The organism is uncultured Parasphingorhabdus sp., from assembly GCF_963677535.2.
Classification (GTDB): Bacteria; Pseudomonadota; Alphaproteobacteria; order Sphingomonadales; family Sphingomonadaceae; genus Parasphingorhabdus.
Genome location: NZ_CAXXUT010000003.1, coordinates 706,238 through 726,813, shown reverse-complemented (window position 1 = coordinate 726,813; position 20,576 = coordinate 706,238). Strand labels below are relative to the sequence as shown.

The 20,576-nt window shown below is 56.8% G+C and carries 20 protein-coding genes; 15 read left to right on the top strand and 5 right to left on the bottom strand.

Features of this window, described 5'->3' with window-relative positions; all coding sequences use genetic code 11:
- Window positions 1-51 precede the first annotated feature (51 nt).
- The 4 genes from ACHZCJ_RS10340 to ACHZCJ_RS10325 are packed head-to-tail and all read left to right on the top strand — an operon-like array spanning window position 52 to window position 4,262.
- A complete protein-coding gene (locus ACHZCJ_RS10340) occupies window positions 52-852 on the top strand; it encodes an aspartate/glutamate racemase family protein (RefSeq protein ID WP_394700096.1) in 801 nt (266 codons plus the stop codon).
- Window positions 852-1,283 carry a nuclear transport factor 2 family protein gene (locus ACHZCJ_RS10335; RefSeq protein ID WP_159646479.1) on the top strand — a complete coding sequence of 144 codons (432 nt, stop codon included), beginning with the start codon at window positions 852-854 and terminating at the stop codon, window positions 1,281-1,283. The genes ACHZCJ_RS10340 and ACHZCJ_RS10335 overlap by 1 nt, the downstream gene beginning before the upstream one ends.
- Entirely contained in the window at window positions 1,283-1,681 is a 399-nt protein-coding gene (locus ACHZCJ_RS10330; RefSeq protein WP_321326163.1) for a nuclear transport factor 2 family protein, read from the top strand. Before ACHZCJ_RS10335 ends, ACHZCJ_RS10330 begins: the two co-directional genes overlap by 1 nt.
- A 55-nt stretch (window positions 1,682-1,736) precedes the next feature.
- A complete protein-coding gene (locus tag ACHZCJ_RS10325; RefSeq protein ID WP_159646475.1) occupies window positions 1,737-4,262 on the top strand; it encodes a TonB-dependent receptor in 2,526 nt (841 codons plus the stop codon).
- Window positions 4,263-4,346: 84 nt separating this feature from the next.
- Here the strand turns inward: ACHZCJ_RS10325 and ACHZCJ_RS10320 are convergent, their stop codons facing one another.
- The gene (locus ACHZCJ_RS10320; RefSeq protein WP_321326160.1) at window positions 4,347-5,456 is read right to left on the bottom strand and encodes a glycosyltransferase family 4 protein; all 1,110 of its coding nucleotides are present in this window, start codon (window positions 5,454-5,456) and stop codon (window positions 4,347-4,349) included.
- Between the two features lie 367 nt (window positions 5,457-5,823).
- On the opposite strand from ACHZCJ_RS10320, the gene ACHZCJ_RS10315 reads away from it, so the two are divergent.
- Window positions 5,824-6,096 carry a hypothetical protein gene (locus ACHZCJ_RS10315; RefSeq protein WP_321326158.1) on the top strand — a complete coding sequence of 91 codons (273 nt, stop codon included), beginning with the start codon at window positions 5,824-5,826 and terminating at the stop codon, window positions 6,094-6,096.
- A 68-nt stretch (window positions 6,097-6,164) separates the two neighbouring features.
- Here the strand turns inward: ACHZCJ_RS10315 and ACHZCJ_RS10310 are convergent, their stop codons facing one another.
- Window positions 6,165-6,638, bottom strand: a complete 474-nt coding sequence (locus tag ACHZCJ_RS10310; RefSeq protein WP_321326156.1) for an Lrp/AsnC family transcriptional regulator — start codon at window positions 6,636-6,638, stop codon at window positions 6,165-6,167.
- Window positions 6,639-6,764: 126 nt separating this feature from the next.
- On the opposite strand from ACHZCJ_RS10310, the gene ACHZCJ_RS10305 reads away from it, so the two are divergent.
- The 5 genes from ACHZCJ_RS10305 to ACHZCJ_RS10285 all read left to right on the top strand — a co-directional run bounded on the left by ACHZCJ_RS10305 (window position 6,765) and on the right by ACHZCJ_RS10285 (window position 12,903).
- The gene (locus ACHZCJ_RS10305; RefSeq protein ID WP_321326154.1) at window positions 6,765-9,113 is read left to right on the top strand and encodes a transketolase; all 2,349 of its coding nucleotides are present in this window, start codon (window positions 6,765-6,767) and stop codon (window positions 9,111-9,113) included.
- 1 nt (window position 9,114) lies between these two features.
- Complete coding sequence (locus ACHZCJ_RS10300) at window positions 9,115-10,404, top strand: dihydrolipoamide acetyltransferase family protein (RefSeq protein ID WP_321326152.1); 1,290 nt, start codon at window positions 9,115-9,117, stop codon at window positions 10,402-10,404.
- A gap of 232 nt (window positions 10,405-10,636) precedes the next feature.
- Entirely contained in the window at window positions 10,637-11,461 is an 825-nt protein-coding gene (locus ACHZCJ_RS10295; RefSeq protein WP_321326150.1) for an isocitrate lyase/PEP mutase family protein, read from the top strand.
- A 21-nt stretch (window positions 11,462-11,482) separates the two neighbouring features.
- A complete protein-coding gene (locus ACHZCJ_RS10290) occupies window positions 11,483-12,220 on the top strand; it encodes a glutathione S-transferase family protein (protein ID WP_321326148.1) in 738 nt (245 codons plus the stop codon).
- Window positions 12,217-12,903, top strand: a complete 687-nt coding sequence (locus tag ACHZCJ_RS10285) for a glutathione S-transferase N-terminal domain-containing protein (RefSeq protein ID WP_321326146.1) — start codon at window positions 12,217-12,219, stop codon at window positions 12,901-12,903. The genes ACHZCJ_RS10290 and ACHZCJ_RS10285 overlap by 4 nt, the downstream gene beginning before the upstream one ends.
- Window positions 12,904-13,029: 126 nt before the next feature.
- On the opposite strand, the gene ACHZCJ_RS10280 is transcribed toward ACHZCJ_RS10285, so the two are convergent.
- Genes ACHZCJ_RS10280 through ACHZCJ_RS10270 form a run of 3 tightly spaced genes read right to left on the bottom strand, consistent with a single transcriptional unit; the run spans window position 13,030 to window position 15,329 of the window.
- Window positions 13,030-14,013 (bottom strand): ornithine cyclodeaminase family protein, encoded by a 984-nt coding sequence (locus ACHZCJ_RS10280; protein ID WP_321326144.1) that lies wholly within the window; start codon window positions 14,011-14,013, stop codon window positions 13,030-13,032.
- On the bottom strand, window positions 14,013-14,513 hold the full coding sequence (locus ACHZCJ_RS10275) for a cupin domain-containing protein (RefSeq protein ID WP_321326142.1): 501 nt from the start codon (window positions 14,511-14,513) through the stop codon (window positions 14,013-14,015). Before ACHZCJ_RS10275 ends, ACHZCJ_RS10280 begins: the two co-directional genes overlap by 1 nt.
- Window positions 14,514-14,522: 9 nt before the next feature.
- Window positions 14,523-15,329 (bottom strand): alpha/beta fold hydrolase, encoded by an 807-nt coding sequence (locus tag ACHZCJ_RS10270; protein WP_321326141.1) that lies wholly within the window; start codon window positions 15,327-15,329, stop codon window positions 14,523-14,525.
- Between the two features lie 128 nt (window positions 15,330-15,457).
- On the opposite strand from ACHZCJ_RS10270, the gene ACHZCJ_RS10265 reads away from it, so the two are divergent.
- The 5 genes from ACHZCJ_RS10265 (at window position 15,458) to ACHZCJ_RS10245 (ending at window position 20,574) form a co-directional block, all read left to right on the top strand.
- Window positions 15,458-17,380, top strand: coding sequence for an AMP-binding protein (locus ACHZCJ_RS10265; RefSeq protein ID WP_321326140.1), 1,923 nt, complete (start codon window positions 15,458-15,460; stop codon window positions 17,378-17,380).
- Window positions 17,377-18,237 (top strand): oxaloacetate decarboxylase, encoded by an 861-nt coding sequence (locus ACHZCJ_RS10260; RefSeq protein WP_159646453.1) that lies wholly within the window; start codon window positions 17,377-17,379, stop codon window positions 18,235-18,237. Before ACHZCJ_RS10265 ends, ACHZCJ_RS10260 begins: the two co-directional genes overlap by 4 nt.
- Window positions 18,238-18,507: 270 nt before the next feature.
- A complete protein-coding gene (locus ACHZCJ_RS10255) occupies window positions 18,508-18,831 on the top strand; it encodes a hypothetical protein (protein ID WP_201295672.1) in 324 nt (107 codons plus the stop codon).
- 246 nt (window positions 18,832-19,077) lie between these two features.
- Entirely contained in the window at window positions 19,078-20,019 is a 942-nt protein-coding gene (locus ACHZCJ_RS10250; RefSeq protein WP_159646451.1) for a LysR family transcriptional regulator, read from the top strand.
- A gap of 198 nt (window positions 20,020-20,217) precedes the next feature.
- Window positions 20,218-20,574, top strand: a complete 357-nt coding sequence (locus ACHZCJ_RS10245) for a hypothetical protein (protein WP_321326135.1) — start codon at window positions 20,218-20,220, stop codon at window positions 20,572-20,574.
- Window positions 20,575-20,576 lie beyond the last annotated feature (2 nt).

Here is a 20,576-nt window from a genome sequence, read left to right as displayed (position 1 = left end):
CGAAATAGGGGCGATGGGCAAGCCTTCACCTTTCCTCTTGACGGAACGCAATTGTATACAATAGAAAGTGTTCAGGGGGATGAAGGTTATGAATATGCTGCAATCGCTATGAAACGGATCAAGGTTATCGTGCCGATCCCTATGGATGCAGAGGGAGTAGCGGCCAGAGCCGAGCAATTGCCCGCCGACTTTGTCCGCAGCGGTTTCCAGCCCGAATTTGTCGCTGTACCCTGGGGGGCTGCGCTCGGAGACAGTTATCACGACACGCTGTTGATGGACTGGACCGTTTTCCAGGCCGGGATCAAGGCCGAGGAAGCAGGCTATGCCGGCGTCCTGATCGACACGGTCAGCGACAGCGGCATGCGGGCGCTCCGCTCGCGTCTCAATATTCCGGTGGTCGGTCCCGGCGAAGCGGCCTTTGCCGCGGCCATGATGCTGGGCAAGAAATTCACCGTGCTGACGATGTGGCCCGAATGGTTCCCGCTCTATGAGAAGACGCTAACCGAATATGGCTGGTGGGAACGGGTGGCCTCGCTACGCTCGATCGAAACCCGGCCCGATGTCACCGAATTGCTGGCTGGCAAGGAAGAGGTGATATTCGACAAGCTCCTGGAAGAAGCGACGCTTGCGATGGAAGAGGACGGCGCGGATGTTATCGTGCTGGGATCGACCACCATGCACCAGTCGGCCAAATTTCTCGACGATAACCTGCCGATCCCGGTGCTCAACCCCGGGCAGGTTGCCTATAAATTTCTGGAAACGCTGATTGAACTGGGCCTGACTCACAGCAAGAAAGCCTTTCCGGCGCCCGAAGTGCCGAAAGACGAGGATATTCGAAAGGGATGGTATTGATGACGGACTGGACACCCGGGATGGCAGGCCAGGTGCCCTTGCCTTACCCCTTCTACATAGACATCGTGACCAAGCGCTATTTCGACGGCGTCGATAACAAGAATATGACCCAGGTGCTCAACTGTTTCGCGCCCGACGCAGTGCTTTACGAGGCAACCTCGGACACCACCCACAAGGGCCGCGACGCGATCCGCGCAATGTTCGAAAAGCTGTTCGCGGATTTCGAGCAGATCTGGCACGGCAATTTTGTCCACACCGCCGACCCGGCATCCAACGCGATCTGTTCGCAGTTCACGGTGCTCATCACGCCCAATGGCGGCGAGCAGCTGCGCTATGAAAATTGCAACCGCTTCTATTGCAAGGACCGCCTGTTCCAGGACGTTACCGTTTATATGAGCGGCGACAATCTGCTGAAAGAGGGAGACGTCTGATGCAATATGAACCCGGACTGTCCCGCGATGAGTTGATCGAGCTCGCCACCAAAACCTATTTCGGCAATGTTGACGCCAAGAATATGGAAGCCACGCTCGACAGTTTCCATGACGGCGCCCTCTTCTGCATCCAGACCGATTTCACCCGGCACAGCGGCAAGGAAGAAATCGGGCGCATGTTCGAGGATTTCTTCTCTGCCTATGAAACCATCATCCATCGCGATTTCAACTGCACCGTTGATGAAGCCAATGGCCGCATCGCAGCTTCTTTCGTGGCCGAACTGACCGATGCCGATGGCAACGTCACATTGCTCAACAACACCAATTTCTGGCGCGTTCGCGACGGCAAGTTTCAGGAAGTCTATGTTTACATGAGCGGAGCCAATGTGCTCGTCTAACTTATTTGACGGGTCAAAAAGCCCGCAAATTTTTCCATTCAGGGAAGGAAGAAAAATGCGTCCTATCAGAAGAGCTCTTTCACTATCGGCCGGCTTCGCCGCGCTTGTTGCCGTTAACCCAGCCTTCGCGCAGAGCGGCGGCGAGCAGACGGCGAGCGAAGCCCAGGATGGCAATGTCATCATCGTGACGGCCCGTCGCCAGGACGAATTGCTGGCCGAGGTGCCGGCATCGGTGACGGTGTTCACCGCCGATATGCTAGACCGGACCGGCGTCCAGCAGGCAGACGAATTTGTTCAGCTGACCGCCGGCGTGACGATTGTCAGCGGTACCGCAGAAGCGGGTGACACCCAGATCAACATTCGCGGCGTTAACGGCGCTCGTGACGCGGAAAGCTCGGTCGCTCTTGTCGTCGACGGCATTCTCAAGACCAACACCGCGCAGCTCAACCAGGACCAGGGCACGCTCCGCCAGATCGAGATATTGAAAGGCCCGCAAGGCGCGCTCTATGGGCGCAATGCTGCGGCCGGAGCGATTGTCATCCAGACGCTAAAGCCGGGTGACATTCTGGAAGGCGGCGTCAAGCTCAGCGCTGCAGAAGACAATACATATAAAGCCTCGGGCTATATCTCGACACCGATTGGTGACAGCGCCGGTCTGGTGCTGTCGGCTTCCTACAACACCAGCGACGGCTTTTATCGCAACAGCTTCCTCGACAACCGCAAAGTGGTCGATGACCAGGAAACCTGGTCGGTTGACGGCCGGTTCATCGCCGAACTGGGCGATTCAACCGAAATCGATGTCAAGGCGCGCTATGCCGATCTTTCGGGGGCATCGATCAATTTCAACACCGCCTTCCACCTCCCCAATTTTGCGGGTGTGGATCCGGCCTTTTTCGAAGATGTGAACGATCACGAATTCGGCTATTATTCCAATATCCGTCCGACCAACGACCAGACCACGTTCGAGACATCGGTCAAGCTGACCCATGAATTTGACACGATGACGCTGACCGCATGGGCGCTCTACAGCGACGTCGACCAGGCGTTGACGGCAGACGGCACCTCGGCAGATTTCGCGCGCTATACCTTCCCCGGCGCAACGCCCGCATCGGTGGCGGCGTCGAACGCCTGTTTCACCAGCACGGCGCAACTGACGGGCTTTCCGCTCAACGCGCCGACGTTTATCGGCAATAATCCGATCCCGTTCATTTTCGATCCGGTCAATGGATCAACGCTGGGCGCCTATAGCCCGACGACCTGCGACGGCACTCAATATCAGATTCGCGAACAGACCGACATCAGTGCGGAGGTGCGGCTGGCGTCCAATGGCGACGGGCCGTTGGGCTGGCAGATTGGAGCCTATTATCTGAACATCGATCGCGATGTCGGAATCAGCCTTGGTGCCGATCTCGGGCAGGGCATCATCCGCCAATTGTACAATGATGCGGATAGCAGCAACCCGACCTCGCAGCTGTTTTCCGACAATTTTAACACCAATGTCTATGCCGCTTTCGGCTCGCTCGACTATCAGGTCGCCGACAATTTCGATGTCAGCCTCGCCCTGCGCTACGATATCGAGCAGCGGGAAGTCTCCAGCCGGGTGCCGCTGGTAACCGATCCGATCACCGGTGGTCCGATCAACCCCGGTCAGGCTTTCGGCCCGATTCCGGACCAGAAGGAAACCTTCAAGGAGTTGCAGCCAAAACTTTCGCTGCGCTACGGTTTGACCGACAATCTGAACTTTTATGCCAACTGGGGTATCGGTTTCAAATCGGGCGGTTTCAACAACCAGGGATCGGCCGCCATTGTCGACCAGAATTTCAACCAGTTCCTCGGTACCGATATCCTGATCAATGATATCTATCGCAAGGAAACGTCGAGCGCGTTCGAGGCCGGTTTCAAGGGCTCGGCTGTCAATGGCGCGATAACCTTCGATCTCGCCGGCTATTATACCAAAGTCGATGACATGCAGTTCTTCGAATTTTTTGTCGGTTCCTTCGGGTTGCTGCGGGTGGTTTCGAATATCGACAAGGTCGATATCTACGGACTGGAATTCAACGCCAATGCAGAAATCGTCGAGGGCTGGGATGTGTTCGGTTCGGTCAATGTTACCGAAAGCGAGATCAAGGCCAATGCCTCCCGTCCCTATACGGTGGGCAACAAGTCGCCGCACACTGCGGACTATACGATCAATCTGGGCACCCAGATGGTTGCTCCGATTGCCGACAGTTTCGATCTGGTGATGCGCGCCGACTACCGGATTACCGGTCCCACCTGGTTTCACACGGTTCAGGAAGATGTCGGCCCGACCCTCTTCAGCGGTCTGTTGCCCGGCTCTACTCTGGCTTTGCCCGCCTTTGTCGGTGACGCGGACATGTCGATCACCGAGCGCGATGCCTTTGGCGTGCTCGATCTGCGTTTCGGACTGGAAGGGGACAACTGGAACATCACCGCTTTTGCGGACAATCTGCTCGACAAGCGCTATCTCAACGAGGTGATCACTGCGGTCGAATTCGGCGGCTCGTTCGTGTCACCCGGAAGCCTTCGTCGCTTTGGTGTGGAAGTCGGATATACATTCTGAACCCGTTACAGCACCCGGCGTCTTCTGGACGCCGGGTTTTTTAACCGCCCGCTGGCGGATCGAGCGCCCGCCGACTGTTCTCGTCTATGCTCGTGAAGTCTCGGCTCCGGATGGCTGACGGACGCCATCATCGGAGAGCATTGACTCGTAAAGGCTGATTGTCTGGTCGGCGACCTTTTCCCAATGTGGAAAACGGGCCGGGTCGACGCGAAATGCATCCGGATTGGCATTGGCCCGGATCAGCGCGCTGACCATGCTGCGGATATTGCCCGGGCTGAAATAATGTTTCGCGTTGAGCCTCAGATCCCGGTTCTCCGGCAGATCACTCAATAGCAGTGGACAGCCGAGGCTGATCGCTTCGAGCAAGGTGTTGGAATGGCCCTCCCGGATCGACGGGTTTACAAAAAAGCGTGCGCCGCGGTACAGGGATGCCAATTTTGATCGCGGCAGGCTGCCGAGCAATATGATCCGTTCATCTTCCAGATCCTCGATCTGCTTGCGACCGCTCTGTTTCCCCCAGTCTCCGACGATCACCAGCTGCATCTGCGGATGGTCCTCGGCGAAGATGCGAAAAGCGGAAATCAGGCTGTGGATATTCTTTTTCCGCGATATCTTGCCGACGAACAACATATAGTCGCCGCTGACCGGCGCGGGCAGACCTTCCGGATAATGTTCGGACCGGTCAAGCGCGTTGCCGATCACATGGATATTACCCTTCTTGCCGGGGCCGTCGATCTTTCTGGCCAGAGCGGGGGTGACGGAGATTATTTCATCGGCCAGGCGCAGCTGATATCTTGCCCAGCCCATGACCAATTTCGCGGGGCCGCTCGCCGGTCTGGAGTGACAATTGGCACCATAGCTAACGACAGTCTTGCAGCCGACCATTTTATAGGCCCATAGCAGCAACGCTGCCCTCAGGCAGGTGAAATGGACAATGTCCGGCCGCATCCGGACAGCATGGAACAGCGTCGCGATGGTATAGAGCATCCGGTCTATTGCGGGGACGCCCAGCGACGGGGAGGACCTGAGGGAAACTCCGCGATAATGGTCACTGTGGATATGCGGCTTCATCCCGGCCAGGCACACCGTCCAGCCCCGGCTTGCAACCAGAGGAAATAGCCGCTCAGCATTTTTCTCAGCGCCGCCTTCGACATCCGGGATGCCGTGGGCGCCGACGACCAATATAGATTTCACTATCTGCATTCCCTGCTGGAGCCAGAATAGTAGGCCATATCGCATCAGGCAGGTTAACAAATTCAAGCGCGATCGGGTTCATTGGCCGGTTAAGACAAATGATCGACATCATAGTCCGGTTTTATTGATCGTTTCTTGAAAACGGGCCGGCACCTGTCGGTGGATTCCGGCCTATACCCCGGCAAGTGGCAACGCGGCATAGTAAGATATGATCGTCAGGCCTTCCAGTCGAGCAGACGGTTCCGAATTTAATTGGGAACCATGGACAGGCCAATATCGTTGATCATCCGAAGCGGCATCCGGAAATCCGCATCGCTGTTCCGGAACATTGGCGCAAACCATGGCTGGAAAAAGGTGGCGATCGATCATGGCTCTCTATCTGTTATATTGTCCGCAAACCACGGAGCAACCGCTTGATCTGTACGGCGATGGCTACAGGGTCGATGATAACCTGTTTCTCATCAGCAGCGAATTGAACCGCTCCCCGCTCTATCACCGGATCAAATGGCAGCTCGATCCAGACAGTCCGCTGCTGTTGGCGCCGCTATCCGATGCGCCGAAGTTCAAGGGCATGAATCCCGGTTCCCTGAAATGGCTGCGGGAGTGTGGTGACGGAGTGACTGCAACAGATTCCGTCTGATCGCAGACCTCAACGCACCGGAATGAAGCGGTCAATCGGCAGGTCTTCCAGCGTGCGGGCGTGCCCGTTCATTGTCCAAGCGGCAATGCAGTCTTGTAGATGATCGGACGCAAGGCGAAGCTTGTGGTGACCTGAGCAACGCCACCTATCATGGTGAGCTTGTTACGCAGAAAATCCTCGAACGCATTCAGCGATTCCACCATCACCCGCAACTGGTAATCAGAATCTCCGCTCATCAAATAACATTCCATCACTTCCGGGAAATCGGCAATGACCGTTTCGAAGGCGCGCAGGTGCTGGTCATCCTGCTGATCGAGGCGAACGCGCACGAAAGCAGAAACGGAAAGGCCAATGGCCTGCGGGTCGACCAGAGCGACATAGCCGGAGATCATGCCTCTGGATTCGAGCTGGCGAACCCTGCGGAGGCACGGGCTGGGGGATAGTCCGATTTTTTCCGCAAGATCGCTGTTGGTCATGCGGCCATCGGTCTGAAGCGCATCCAATATCCGCCGGTCATAGGCATCTATCCCAATATTTGACATAATCTGCCTTGTAGAATCAATAAATCGATAAATTATGCCAATTTACTAAGATATGGCGCAACCAATAGCAAGGACATGTTGGCCGGAAACATTTATAAGCAAACGTATAGATCCGGAGATTCAAACATGGTGAAGACGGTGCAGCGCTCTAATGCGGAAACCATAAATATGCTGGAAACGCTGGAAGCGCGCTTGCGCTGGCTTTCGTCCTGGACGGTGCACAATGCCAATCATATCCGGCCAAAGCGCGACGGCCTGAAGGTCGGCGGGCACCAGGCGAGTTGCTCGTCGATGACCGCAATCATGGCGGCGCTCTATTTCCACGCGTTGCGGCCACAGGACAAGGTGGCGGTCAAGCCTCATGCCGGGCCGGTGCTCCACGCGATTCATTATATGCTCGGCCAGCAGTCGCGGGACAATCTGATCAATTTTCGCGGCCTTGGCGGGGTTCAGAGCTACCCTTCGCGCACCAAGGATAGCATCCCCGTCGATTTTTCAACCGGCTCGGTCGGTCTCGGCGTGGCAGTCACGGCTTTCTCGAGCCTGGTGCAGGACTATCTGATCGCGCACGGTCAGGTAAAAAACGAACACGCGGGCAGAATGATCGCGCTGATGGGTGATGCCGAGCTGGACGAAGGCAATATTTACGAGTGCCTGATCGAGGGATATAAGCATAATATCCGCAATTGCTGGTGGATCGTCGATTATAATAGGCAGTCGCTCGACAGCACCACGGCCGACCGGATGTTCCGGCGCTTCGACGATATATTCGAAACATGTGGCTGGCGAGTGGTCACGTTGAAATATGGCAAGCTCCAGCAGGCGGCGTTCAAGAAACCGGGCGGCAAGGCGCTGGAGGAATGGATCGACAATTGCCCGAATGCCGATTTCGCCGTTCTGACCTACAAGGGCGGAGAAGCGTGGCGTGAGCGGTTGCTTGCCGATATCGGTGACAAGACAAATGTCAGAGAGCTCCTTGCCGGCTATGATGACGAGCAGCTGGCTGCGTTGATGACCAATCTGGGCGGTCATTGCATGGCCAGTCTGACCGAAGCGTTCGATGCGGCGGACGACGAATTGCCAACCATGTTCATTGCTTATACGGTGAAGGGATTCGGCCTCCCACTGGCCGGCCATAAGGATAATCACTCGGGTATGATGAACCCGCCGCAGATTCACGGTCTGCGCGATCGGCTCGGCATTGCCGAAGGGGATGAATGGGAACCCTTTGCGGGGCTGGGCGATAATATCGCCGCCGAGCTCAAAGCCTTCATGGAAAACAGTGCCTTCGCCAAGACGCCACCAGAGCAGGACGCCGAAGCGATAGCGGTTCCTGCTCGTTTCGCGGTCCCTGACGGCGATGAACTGTCGACGCAAGCGGTCTTCGGCAAAATATTGTTTGATCTCGCCAAGTCCGACGGAGAAATCGGCAACCGGATCGTGTCGACTGCACCGGATGTGACGCAGACGACTAATCTTGGTGCTTTCGTGAACCAGCGTGGCCTGTTTCGCCGTCAGGAAGTGGCCGATGTGTTCCGGCAAGCGAAAATTCCGTCAGCGCAAAAATGGGCGGCTCATGCGGCAGGCCAGCATATCGAACTCGGCATTGCTGAGAATAATTTCTTTCTGATGCTGACCTCGCTGGGCCTTTCTGCGCCGCATTTCGGCACGCGGCTGCTGCCGGTTGGCACGGTCTATGATCCGTTCATCGCGCGCGGTCTCGATGCGCTCAACTATGGCTGTTATCAGGACGCCCGCTTTTTGCTGGTTGGAACGCCGTCGGGTCTGACGCTTGCCGGCGAAGGTGGAGCGCATCAGTCGATCAACACGCCGCTCATCGGCATGGGCCAGCCCAATCTCGACTATTTCGAACCGGCGTGGGCCGACGAATTGGCGCTGATGATGCGCCATGCCTTTGAACATATGCAGAAGCCGGATGGCAGTTCGGTCTATTTGCGGTTGAGTACACGCTCGGTGCCGCAGATCGAACGCAGTGATGACAGCTGGGAGGCAGACGCCTTGAAAGGCGGCTACTGGCTGCGTCCGCCGGGTCCCGGGGCCGAAGCTGCGATTATTTTCACCGGTGCTGTTGCGCCTGAAGCACTGGAAGCATGGGAAAGCCTGTCGGAAGACATGCCGGGGCTGGGGCTTCTCAATGTGACGTCACCCGATCTGCTGCACCGGGGCTGGTCAGCGTGCCGCGCCGGCCGGTGGACCAACGGACGAGCGGATATTCCACCCTCGCATGCCGAACATTTGCTGTCCGCTCTGGCACCCGGTGCCGGGCTGGTGACAATATTGGACGGTTCGCCGGGAGCGCTATCCTGGCTTGGCGGTGTGAAAGGCATGCGAGTCAGCCCTCTGGGCACCGACCGCTTTGGTCAGACCGGCGATTTGCCTGACCTTTACCGCGAGTATCGCCTCGATGCCGAGGCTATCGTTGACGCTGTCGCTGAACTGTTTCTGGAGAATTAAGATGGCGATTGACGTCGAAATGCCGGCATTGTCCCCGACGATGGAAAAAGGGACATTGGCAAAATGGCTCGTCGCCGTTGGCGATGAAGTCAAATCGGGCGATGTGATTGCCGAGATTGAAACCGACAAGGCGACAATGGAATTGGAAGCGGTTGACGAGGGACGGATAGCCTCGCTTCTGGTTGCGGAGGGGACCGATGATGTCCCTGTCGGTACGGCGATCGCTACTATGGCCGAACAGGGGGAAGACATAGTAGCCGCCCCGGCACCGGAAACCCGCCAGCCGGCTGCTGCTGAAGCTTTGGTGGAAACACAGCGATCGGCAGCGCCAGCCGCTCCGGAACCGGCGCCGGCTCCGGTTGCCGACCCGATACCGGCGACCGACGGGCGCGCTGACGGAAAGGCGTATAATGCGACCCCACTCGCGCGGCGTATTGCCAGTATGAAAGGGCTTGCGCTTGGCAGTCTCAAGGGGTCGGGTTCGCGCGGCAAAATCGTCAAGGCCGACCTCGGCCTGCCCTCATTGCTGTCGCCCCCGCAGACTGCGGCGGCGCAAATAACGGAACCCCGGCCTCCGCTTGTCTATGATCCGCCTGCAGGCGTGCCGGTCGAGAGCGTCAAGCTCTCGACAATGCGCAAGACCATTGCCCGCCGGCTGGGTGAATCCAAGCGGACGGTTCCCCACTTCTACCTGACCGTGCGTTGCAATCTCGATCCGCTCCTCACGTTGCGTCGCGAGCTTAACGCCAGTCTGGCGGCGCGGGGAGTAAAGCTTTCGGTCAATGATTTCATGATCAAGGCTCTCGCCGGAGCGCTGGCCGAAGTGCCGGACGCGAATGTGCAGTTTGGCGGGGATATGCTGCATCGGTTCAGCCGGTCCGATATCGCCATGGCCGTCGCCATTGAAGGTGGTCTGGTTACGCCGGTTATCCGGGACGCCGCGTCGCTTTCGCTGTCCGCCATTGCAGAGCAGAGCCAGGCGCTGGCCGCAAAGGCGCGCGAAGGCAAGCTGGGGCCCGGTGATTATGAGGGCGGGACAGCATCCATATCCAATTTAGGCATGTTTGGTATCGACGAGATGTTTCCGGTCATCAATCCGCCACAAGCGCTCATCCTCGGCATCGGTGCAGGGATAGAACAGCCTTGGAAAGTGGACGGAGAATTAGCGCTCGCCACAATCATGTCCGCCACCGCCAGCTTCGATCATCGTGCCATCGATGGAGCGGTTGCGGCCAGATTCATGGCGGCTTTCAAACTGCTGGTCGAGAGTCCGTTGCTGATCATGGGCTAGGACACGCCGGCATGAACCCAAACTGGCGATCAACTGACCGCCAGTTGAACAAAAGCCGGAGTGGTGGCGACGAAATTTCACGTGCGTTCTATTGACGGGTTTCATTGTCTCTCCCTTCCCCGCCGGGGGGCCTCCTGGGATGGACGCCATTTGAGGGATTGCCATGCAGGCAGCAGATTTTTCTTCGGTTGGCGCCGCCGCGCTGACCAGGCAATTTTGATTTGAGGCGGCGATGAGTCTGGCCAGAAAATTGCGGACGCGGATGCAACAGCGGGAAATCATCGTGGTTCCCGGTATCTACGATGCGTTGAGCGCCTACAGAACCGAAGCGGCCGGATTTGAAGCGGTATTCGCGTCCGGCTCCTCACTGGCGGCGACACATCTCGCGCGACCCGACATCGGTCTGTTGTCGCTAACCGAGACCAGTGAAATTGTCGGCCGGATAACAGAACGGATCTCGATCCCGCTGCTGGTCGATGTCGATCAGGGTTTCGGCAATGACTATACCGTGGCGCGCACGGTGAGGCTGTTTGAACGGGCCGGCGTGGCGGCGTTGCAGATGGAAGACCAGCTGGAAGTAAAGGCTGCGGATGCACCTTTGTCCCGGCCGCTGGTTGGCACCGAAACCATGGTCGGGAAAATCAAGGCTGCACGCGATGCCCTTGTCGATCAGGATATCATCATCAGCGCGCGAAGCGACGCGATGAGCAGCGAAGGCTTCGGTGCGGCAATGGATCGCGCCCATGCTTATGCGGAAGCGGGAGCAGATATGATTTTCGTAGAGTCGCTCACCAGACGCGAACAGATGGAGGAACTGGTCCGGCAATTGGGCGGAGATGTTCCCTTGCTGCATAACCTGCTGCGCTGCGATGACGAAGTCACTGATGCGACTATGGTCGAGGAAATAGGCTATTCTGTCGCCTTGTTCCCGGCGGTGACGCTGTCTGCGGTTGGTCAGGCTCTGGACGACAGTCTGGGCGCGCTGAAGACGAAGCCCCGCCTGAACGAGAGCGGTCTGAAAGCCGACCGGATCGGTGCCGCCGAATATCTGAAGTAACTAAGGAACAGGAACGCACTGATGATCAGGCTATTCTACTCACCGTTTCACACATTCATTCACAAGGTGCTGGTGACCGCGCATGAATGTGGTCATTGGGACAATATCGATTTCATCGCTACGTTTCCGTTCAAGAATCTGGACGGAGAAGATCAGGGCGATGCCTATGATCTGACTCCGATCAATCCCCTCAGCAAGGTGCCGACACTGGCAACCGAAACGGGGCAGGTCATTTATGGCAGTCAGGCCATCTGCGAATATCTCGACTCTACTTCGGTTGCCCGGCGCATGTATCCCGAACCCGGCCCCGACCGGTGGGACGCCATTACCCGGCTGGCAACGGGAGATACGATATTTGAAACGACGGTACAGATGGTGGCTGAACAATGGCAGCCGGAAGAGCAGTGGAACATGAGCGTGTTCGAGCGCCTATGGCCGAAATATATCGCGGCGCTAGATAAGCTGGAACAGGATGCAAAAGCAGGCTGGTCTACATTTGACGTTGGTCATGCATCGATGCTGCACGCGATCAGCTACCTCGGATTTCGCGTAGAATTTTATGACGCCAAAGACCCGATCCACCCAGATTTCAATTGGCGCGAGAACCGGCCAGCTTTGTCCGACTGGTATGACGAGTCAATCGAAAGACCCTCGGTAAAAGCCCATTACAACGTGGATTATCAGGGTGATACCAGCGCAGAACGCTGCCAGCAGGCGATTCAGGAGGTACTCGCCCTACAGAAGGAACATGCAGGATGATCGATTTCTATTACTGGCCGACGCCCAACGGGCACAAGATTTCGATCGCTCTGGAAGAAATGGAGCTGGAATATGCCGTCAAGCCGATCAATATTTTGACCGGGGAGCAGCACGCGCCCGAATTTATTGCAATCAGCCCCAATAACCGGGTTCCCGCCATTGTCGATCATGATGGTCCCGACGGAAACCCCCATGCAGTTTTTGAATCGGGTGCGATTCTGCTCTATCTGGCGCAAAAATACGGCAAGTTCTGGCCTGCCGATCCGGTGGAGCAGTCTCTCGTCACGCAGTGGCTGTTCTTTCAATGCGCCAATGTCGGGCCGATGTTCGGCCAGTGCGGCTATTTTAACGGCTATGCTGCGGAACGGATCGAACATGGCATCAACCGCTACTGCGGCGAAACAAAGCGGCTCTATGGTCTGATCGACCGGCGGCTGGGTGAACATGAATATCTGGCCGGTGAAAAATATTCGCTGGCAGATATGGCGACCTTTCCCTGGATGATAGAGAAGCAACAGAAATTTCACGGCATTGACGTCACTGAATTTCCCAATGTCCAGCGCTGGCTGGCGGCGATCAACAGTCGTCCCGGCGCGCAACGGGGCCTGCAGGTAATGGCGAAGGATCTTAAAATTGGCAATCCGACCGAGGAAGCCCGCGAAGCATTTTTCGGTCGCAACTGATTGTTCCAGTTAGCAAAACGAAGTAACGGGGTGCTGATAACTATCAACCCCCGTCATCCGTCGGGCCTGTCGGGCAGGCCGATGTCGCTAAGCCGAAATCACGTGCACCAGATCCCGGGCGGAAACCTAATCGAGCAGATCGATGGATGCGCCGCTATTCTCGGTTTCCGCCATGGTCCAAATTGCGTGGGCTGCGGCCAGATCCTGCGACGCGACACCCAGTGATTTGTAGATCGTAATCTCGTCACCGTTGCTGCGGCCAGGTGCGGTCCCATCTATGACATTGCCGATCTCGCCGACGATATGGTTATCCTGGACCGCTCCGCGGCTGATCGCACCCAGCAATTCCCCGGCAGCAGCCATGGCAGCATCCTGATAGTCGACATAGAAGCGTGACCGGGCCACTGCCTCGTCATCGGCTTCTGCAGCGCTCGGAATCGCTGCGCCGACCAGGTTGATATGCTGGCCGGATTTGAGATGCTTGCCAAACAGGATCGGCTGTTTGGCGGATGTGGCCGTGCAGATGATATCCGCTTCGGCGACAGCGGCTTCGACAGTAGCGGCGGCTGCAGTCTCAACCCCGGTTTCCCGGTATACTCTGGCAGCGAAAGCTTCCGTCCGAGCGGCATCCCTACCCCAGACGGTGAAATGCTCGATCTTGCGGACCGCGCGCATCGCATGGCTGTGGCGCATGGCCTGTTCACCATTGCCGATAATCGCTACGCGACACGCATCTTCCCGCGCCAGAACATCGGTAGCCAGCGCGCTGGCAGCCGAGGTACGGATTGCGGTGAGCGAGCTTCCTTCGATCATCGCCAGCGGGATACCCTTGTCGCTGTCGAACAGCATTACCATGCCGACATGCGTGCCCAGCGGATCGCCATGCGGCCGGTCATATTTGCAAACCAGCTTGATCCCGAAACAAGCGGGCGCGCCGAGTGTTCCCGGCATGACTGCCAGCTTTCCGGGCGCATAGGGAATCGTTATGAATTGCCGGATCGGAAGGGTTGCGTTGCCGCGCGAGGTTTCCTGCATGGCGCTTCGCATGACATCGACGCATTCAGCGACCGGCAACAATCGCTCGACGTCAGATCGGGTGATGATACGCATCAGTCTGTATTCCCTGGGGACATGAAGTGTAACTTTTCTTTGATCTCCTCGACATGGTCGGGCCGTTCAAAGGGTTCCGGCATGGGGTCGCCGGGTTTCCGCTCCTTGCCGATCGCATAGAACAGCTGTTCCAGTCCGGGCGGAAGAAAGACCCAGAACATTTTCAGATCGGTTTCACCGGTGTTTTTGATCCAGTGGGTGCAATTTCGGCCGAACAATATTGTAGTACCGGGACCGAATTCCGATAGCTTGCCGTCGATTTTCACCTGGCCCGTGCCCTCGTAAACGAAAATCAGTTCATGGTTTTGCTTGTGGCCATGTTCTCCCACCGTGCAGCCGGGCGGCATGACCTGGATGCCGCTCGAGAATGTCTCGTAGACCATATTGTCAGGCGTCAGATTGACGTCAACATAGCCGCGAGACGGCAGGGGCTGCCAAAGCGAGCGGCCTTCATCCGGGCCGATGATGACCGAGTGGCCTTTGGTGATATCATTGCTCATCTTGGTCTCCTATGGTGCGAGGAACTGCAGTAAGCGGGCCGAATAGGCTTCGGCCGATGCGATGGGACAAAAATGCCCGCCCTCGTCCAGCAGATGGGTCGTGGCGCCGGGAATTTTCCGGCCAAGTTCTTCCGTAAACCCCGGTGGCGTGATCTGGTCGTCGCGCGCGCCGATACACAATGTTTCGTGCTGGATTTTATGCAGTTCGTTGCGCAGGTCGTGGCCAACCACCGCGTCGAGACGGGACAGTTCGACTTCCAGACCCGGGAAAGCCGCCATCCGCTCTTCCATAAAAGCTCGCGAATCTTGCATCTGGGGCTGTAAATGGCTGCTCGGCATCGCGAGAAAGGTGCCGGAAGCAAAATATGCAGCGGGACCGCATTTGACCAGAATTTCCCGGCGCATTGCAAAGAGCTGCACAAAATATTCATCGGGTCCGGCCCAGCTGCAGCTAAGCACCAGCTTGTGCATTCGGCCAGGATGTTCGAGGGCGATATGCTGGAAAATTGCCCCGCCTGTCGAGTGGCCGACCATATGCGCCGTGTCGATATGCAGGGCATCCATGACTGCGATCAGATCATCGGCCATCTGACTGACCCCGCTGACGGTTTTCCCAGGCGTACTTTTGCCGCAACCGCGATGATCATGGGTAATTACGCGGAAATATTTGGCAAATTGCTGTATTTGCCTGGCCCAGAATATTCCGCGGCCACCAAGCCCCGCTCCCAGCAAAAGGTCTGGCCCGCTACCGGTGATCTCGACATGGATTTCGGCATCGTCGACACTGATCCGTCGCTGTTCGGTTGGAATGGACATAATGCTGTATTGGCTGCCTTGATAATTCTCCAAATTTCATGACCGGTGACGGCTGGAGCATCAACCTGCAGCATGAATTTGATCGCACATTGGTTAGGAATCATAATTGCGTTAGATTGATGGAGGAATTGAGCGATTGGGAACCGATGATCTTTGAATTTGATACTTATGCAGAACTGCGCCGGTTCTCGGCTGAGAACCCGGAACAATTCTGGGGCAATATAGCCGAGAATCTGGACTGGGATGCCAAATGGGATTCTGTTGTCGCCGATGGCGAAGGCCCGATTCCGCGCTGGTTTAGCGGCGGTCGGCTCAATGCCTGCTATAATTGTGTCGATCGTCATGTTCTGGCGGGCTTCGGTGACCAGACCGCGATCTATTATGAAAGTCCGGTAACCCGGACGTCCCGCGAATTGAGCTTTCGGGATCTGCAGGATGCTACAGCGCGACTGGGCGGAGCGATGCAAAAGCACGGCGTTGGCAAAGGGAATCGCGTCCTGATCTACATGCCCAATTCGCCCGAGGCGGCGATTGCCATGCTCGCTTGCGCCAGGATCGGCGCGATCCATTCGGTTGTTTTTGGCGGATTTGCCGCCAAGGAACTGGCAGTGCGGATCGATGACGCGACGCCCAAATTGGTTCTGGCGGCTTCCTGCGGAATCGAGGGTGCCAAGATATTGCCCTATCAGCCGATTCTGGAAGAGGCTTACGATCTTGCCGACCATGAAATAGATGCAACGATATACTGGCAACGCGAGCAGCAGCTTGCCGATGTTACTGCCCGCGATGATCTGGATTGGCACGAGGAACTGGCGGCGGCCGAATGGGCGGATTGCGTGCCGGTCGCGGCGACGGATCCCCTCTATATTCTGTACACATCGGGTACCACCGGCCAGCCCAAAGGCGTTGTGCGCGATACAGGTGGATATCTTGTGGCGCTGTCATGGACGATGGAGGGTCTGTATAATTGCCGACCGGGCGAAACCTACTGGGCTGCCAGCGACGTCGGTTGGGTGGTCGGACATAGCTATATTGTCTACGGCCCGCTGATGAACCGCAGCGCGACGGTAATATTTGAAGGCAAGCCGGTCGGCACCCCGGACGCCGGCATTTTCTGGGAGATCATCGCAAAGTACGCTGTGCGCAGCTTTTTTACCGCTCCGACGGCGATCCGGGCAATCAAGCAAGTCGATCCGGAGGGGGCGCTGGCCGCAGGGCATGATATGTCGCAATTGCGGGCTGTCTATCTAGCCGGGGAGCGGACCGACCCGAGCACATTATTCTGGATCGAGAAATTGCTGGACAAGCCGGTCGTTGACCATTGGTGGCAGACGGAAACGGGCTGGGCTATTTGCGGGAACCCCCTCGGGATTGAAGAACTGCCGATTAAGGCAGGATCGACCAGCGTTCCCATGCCGGGCTGGCAAATCTGCTGTCTGGATGAAGAAGGTGTTCCCGTTGGGCCGAATGAAACGGGTTCCATCGTTGCGAAGCTCCCGCTCCCGCCCGGAGCGGCGCCGACGTTGTGGAACGCCGAACAGCGATATGTCGAGGCCTATCTCGAGCGGTACGAGGGCTATTATCTTTCGGGTGACGCAGGGTTTGTCGACGAGGATGGTTTTGTTTTCGTGATGACGCGGATTGACGATGTCATCAACGTGGCGGGTCATCGTTTGTCGTCGTCCGCGATTGAGGAAGTGCTGGCGGCAAACCCCGCGGTGGCGGAGTGCGCGGTAGTCGGCGTTCATGATGCCTTGAAAGGCCAGATTCCGGCGGGCTTCGTCGTACTGAAGGCCGGCTCGGCAATCGATGCTGCGGAACTGGCCGAGCGGCTGGTAGCGGATGTGCGGCGGGAAATCGGCCCGGTGGCGAGTTTCAAGCGGGTTCATGCCGTTAGTCGACTGCCGAAAACCCGGTCCGGCAAGATTTTGAGACGCAATATCCGCCAGATTGCAGATGGGGAGGCGCCGACCGTTCCGGCAACCATCGAGGACCGGTCGGCGCTGGATGAACTGCTATACCTATTTGAACAAAAGGCAAAAGACGCATGAGTGCAAAGCAACTCCGGGCAAAAATGTCGGGCAATAACATTATCGCGGCTCCTGGCATTTATGATCATATGAGTTTGCTGATGGCCAATGATATTGGCTTTGATGCGCATTATGCTTCCGGTTACTGGGGTACCGCGTCAGCCATGGGCGAGCCTGATGTCGGGATTGCAGGCTATAGCGATTTTCTTCGGACATTCAGTGGCTTTGTCTTAAAGAGCAATGCTCCGGTCATAGCGGATGCGGACACCGGTTTTGGCAGCCTCGCCAATCTTGCCCACGCCGTCAAAGGCTATGAACGGGTCGGCATTGCTGCCATGCAAATAGAAGATCAGGGGTTTCCGAAAATCTGCGGGCATGTCGGGCAGGCTGTCTCGGTGCCGGCGGGTGACATGATCCGCCGCTTGCACGTAGCAGTGGAAGCCCGGGGCGAAGGTGATATTCTGTTGATAGCCCGTACCGATGCGCGGCGCACAGAAGGTCTGGACTCGGCAATTGCCAGATTGAACCAATATGCAGAAAACGGGGCGGACATCCTGTTTCTGGAAGCACCGCAAGGCGTTGAGGAAATCGCCGAGGCGGCGGCCAGGCTCAGCAAACCCTTGTTGGTCAACGCTGCGCATGGCGGCTTCACCCCGATATTGGCGCCGGCAGAATATCAGAAGCTGGGTGCCAAGTTCGTGATTTATCCCGCCGGCGCTCCGCTTGCTGCGGCGCAGGCGGCGCGCAAATTCTACGCAGATTTGAAAGCTGGTAATGCCAATAGCGAAGGAAGCGGTCATTATGATTTCGGAGACATGTCCCGGCAACTCGGAATGGAAGATGTTGTTGCGCTGCAAGACAGGCATGGCGGTGTCTAGGTGCAGGCACGTTACAGCATCGGTTTGCAAAGATGGTCAGACAAGCGCGTCGGTCGAGGGATAGCTCTGCTGGTGGCAAGCGACGCGTTGTCTTGTGGAAAATCCCTATATTCTGCCGATTATTTCGCTGTTCGATAGAGATAGCTAATCAACCCATAGAATCAATCTAGCAATGTTCGGGTTGTTACACTCAGGGGATACAAGTAGAACTATAGCCATATTGCAAGTTGCGGCCTGCTTACGATTTGGGCCTATCAAGGAGATAAACAAATGTCTGTAGAATCCATGGAACGGCCGAAGGTTGCCAAGGGGCGTCGACCATATTTCTTTGATGACCCGAGCGTCGATAAAGTCTTGGCGATGGTGATGGCCCTGACCGGAGAGGTCTCCGTTCTGTCCGACCGTCTCGATACCCATGAAAAACTGGCCAAGGCGAAAATCTGGCCAACTCCCGAGAATGTCGAATCTTTCGAGATTACCGAAGAGGTCGAGCAAGAGCGCGACCAGCGGCGGGGAGAATATCTCGGCCGTGTGATGAGAATTGTAACGGAAGAGCTGGAGCGTCTGAAGCGCGACACCTCGACTGACAGTTAGCTCGTCTCTCCTGCCGTGACGGATATGCATCTCGACCATTCGACCGATCTGAACCCGGGTGATCATATTGCCAGTCAATCAACGTTCGTCCCGTATTCCACGCAGGGCGAAGGGCTATAGGCTCGCGGCCTGCGCGGGCAGGATCGTTCGCGCGATTCCGATGGAGATATTCCGGCGATCGTCTGGCATAACGGCGCATATCCTGATAGGAAAGATAGTGTCTGCTGATATTCCGGGAGAGCCATATTGGATCTGCGTCAACTGAAATATTTCGTTACCTTAGCGAAAGAGCATCATTTTGCCCGCGCGGCGGACATCTGCTTTGTAACGCAACCGACGCTTTCCGCTCGAATCCGGCAACTTGAAGATGAATTTGGCGTGCCGCTGGTGGTCCGCGACCATCGCTTTCGCGGGCTGACGCGCTTTGGCGACCGGGTCGAGGAATGGGCGACCAGCGTGCTGGAAGATTGTGATGCCCTGAAGCGTGACTTTTCCAGAATCAGGCAGGCCGGCGAGGGTTCTATTTCGGTCGGCATCGTGCCATCGGCTTCGCCCCTGGCGTCTCTGCTATTGTCGTTCTTGCGCCTCAAGGATGTACCGGTTTCGGCTGAAATCCAGACGTTGTCCGCCACCGAAGTGGCGCGCGGTGTTTCCCATGCCAATCTGAATCTGGGCATTACCTATCTGTCGACTGTCGATGATCTGGATATCCGTACCTTCCCCCTGGCCCCCGAAACCTATGTGGCTTTCAAATATGGTGAAAGCGACACGGTGCTGCCGTCGCGCCTGTCCTGGTCGGAGCTTTCTTCGGGACAATTGTGCCTGCCGACAAAAAATGTACCCAGCCGTCCGATTATCGATGCCTGTCTCGAAGAGCATTGCAAGGATTATGATGTTGCCCTCGAAACCGACTGCTGGCTGACCATGCTTCAGGCTGTCCGCAGAAACGGGCTGATAGGTATTGCACCCAGCCACGTCGTCGGCATTTTGGCAATACCCACAGGTACGACAGTTTTCCCCCTCCCAGCGCCGGCTGACCCGCTTGAGCTGGCCATTCTCGCTGGACCGGTGATGGAAGAGGATCAGGCGTTTATCGAAGAACCCGCACTGGCAAAAGTTATCGCCGCCCTCGCCGAGTTCAGGGAGTATTTCGAGCTGGAATCTACAGCTTTTGAAGGCATGCCATAGGCGGAGCAGATTATCTTTTCCGGTCAAAGCGATGGACCTTGTGATGGATCCATGATCGTCTGGCGGTGCCCGACCACGGCACGCAAGCGGTTTTGTCGATGGTTTGATAGGCATGAAATATTGGACACTGCAGCACTGCGTTGAATAGCGTGTGTGCAACTGATCTTATGAATTATTTTCGTCTAATGGAGCAGCATCATGGTATCGAAGAACGGCAAGCACGAGACATATACAACGGACTTTTTGTCCTATGACGTCGAAAAGGCGGCATTTTTTGACCATCCTGCGATCGATGCGCTGGTGTCATCCATTGTCGCCATGGGCTCTGAGGTCTGGAGTGCGCAGCGGCGGATAAAAGTGCTGGAATCCGTTCTTACCAGTCAGGGTATCTCGCTTGAGAAGGTGAATCAATATCAGCCGACGGCTGAAGAAGAGAAAGCCTGGCGGGTGCAGCGCGACCAGTTCATCAAGCGCGTTTACGGATCGCTTGAGAAGACCGGCGAGGCAAGGACACAATATGGTGCGGGTATGGACAGCCTGCGGCAGGGAGGCTGAAT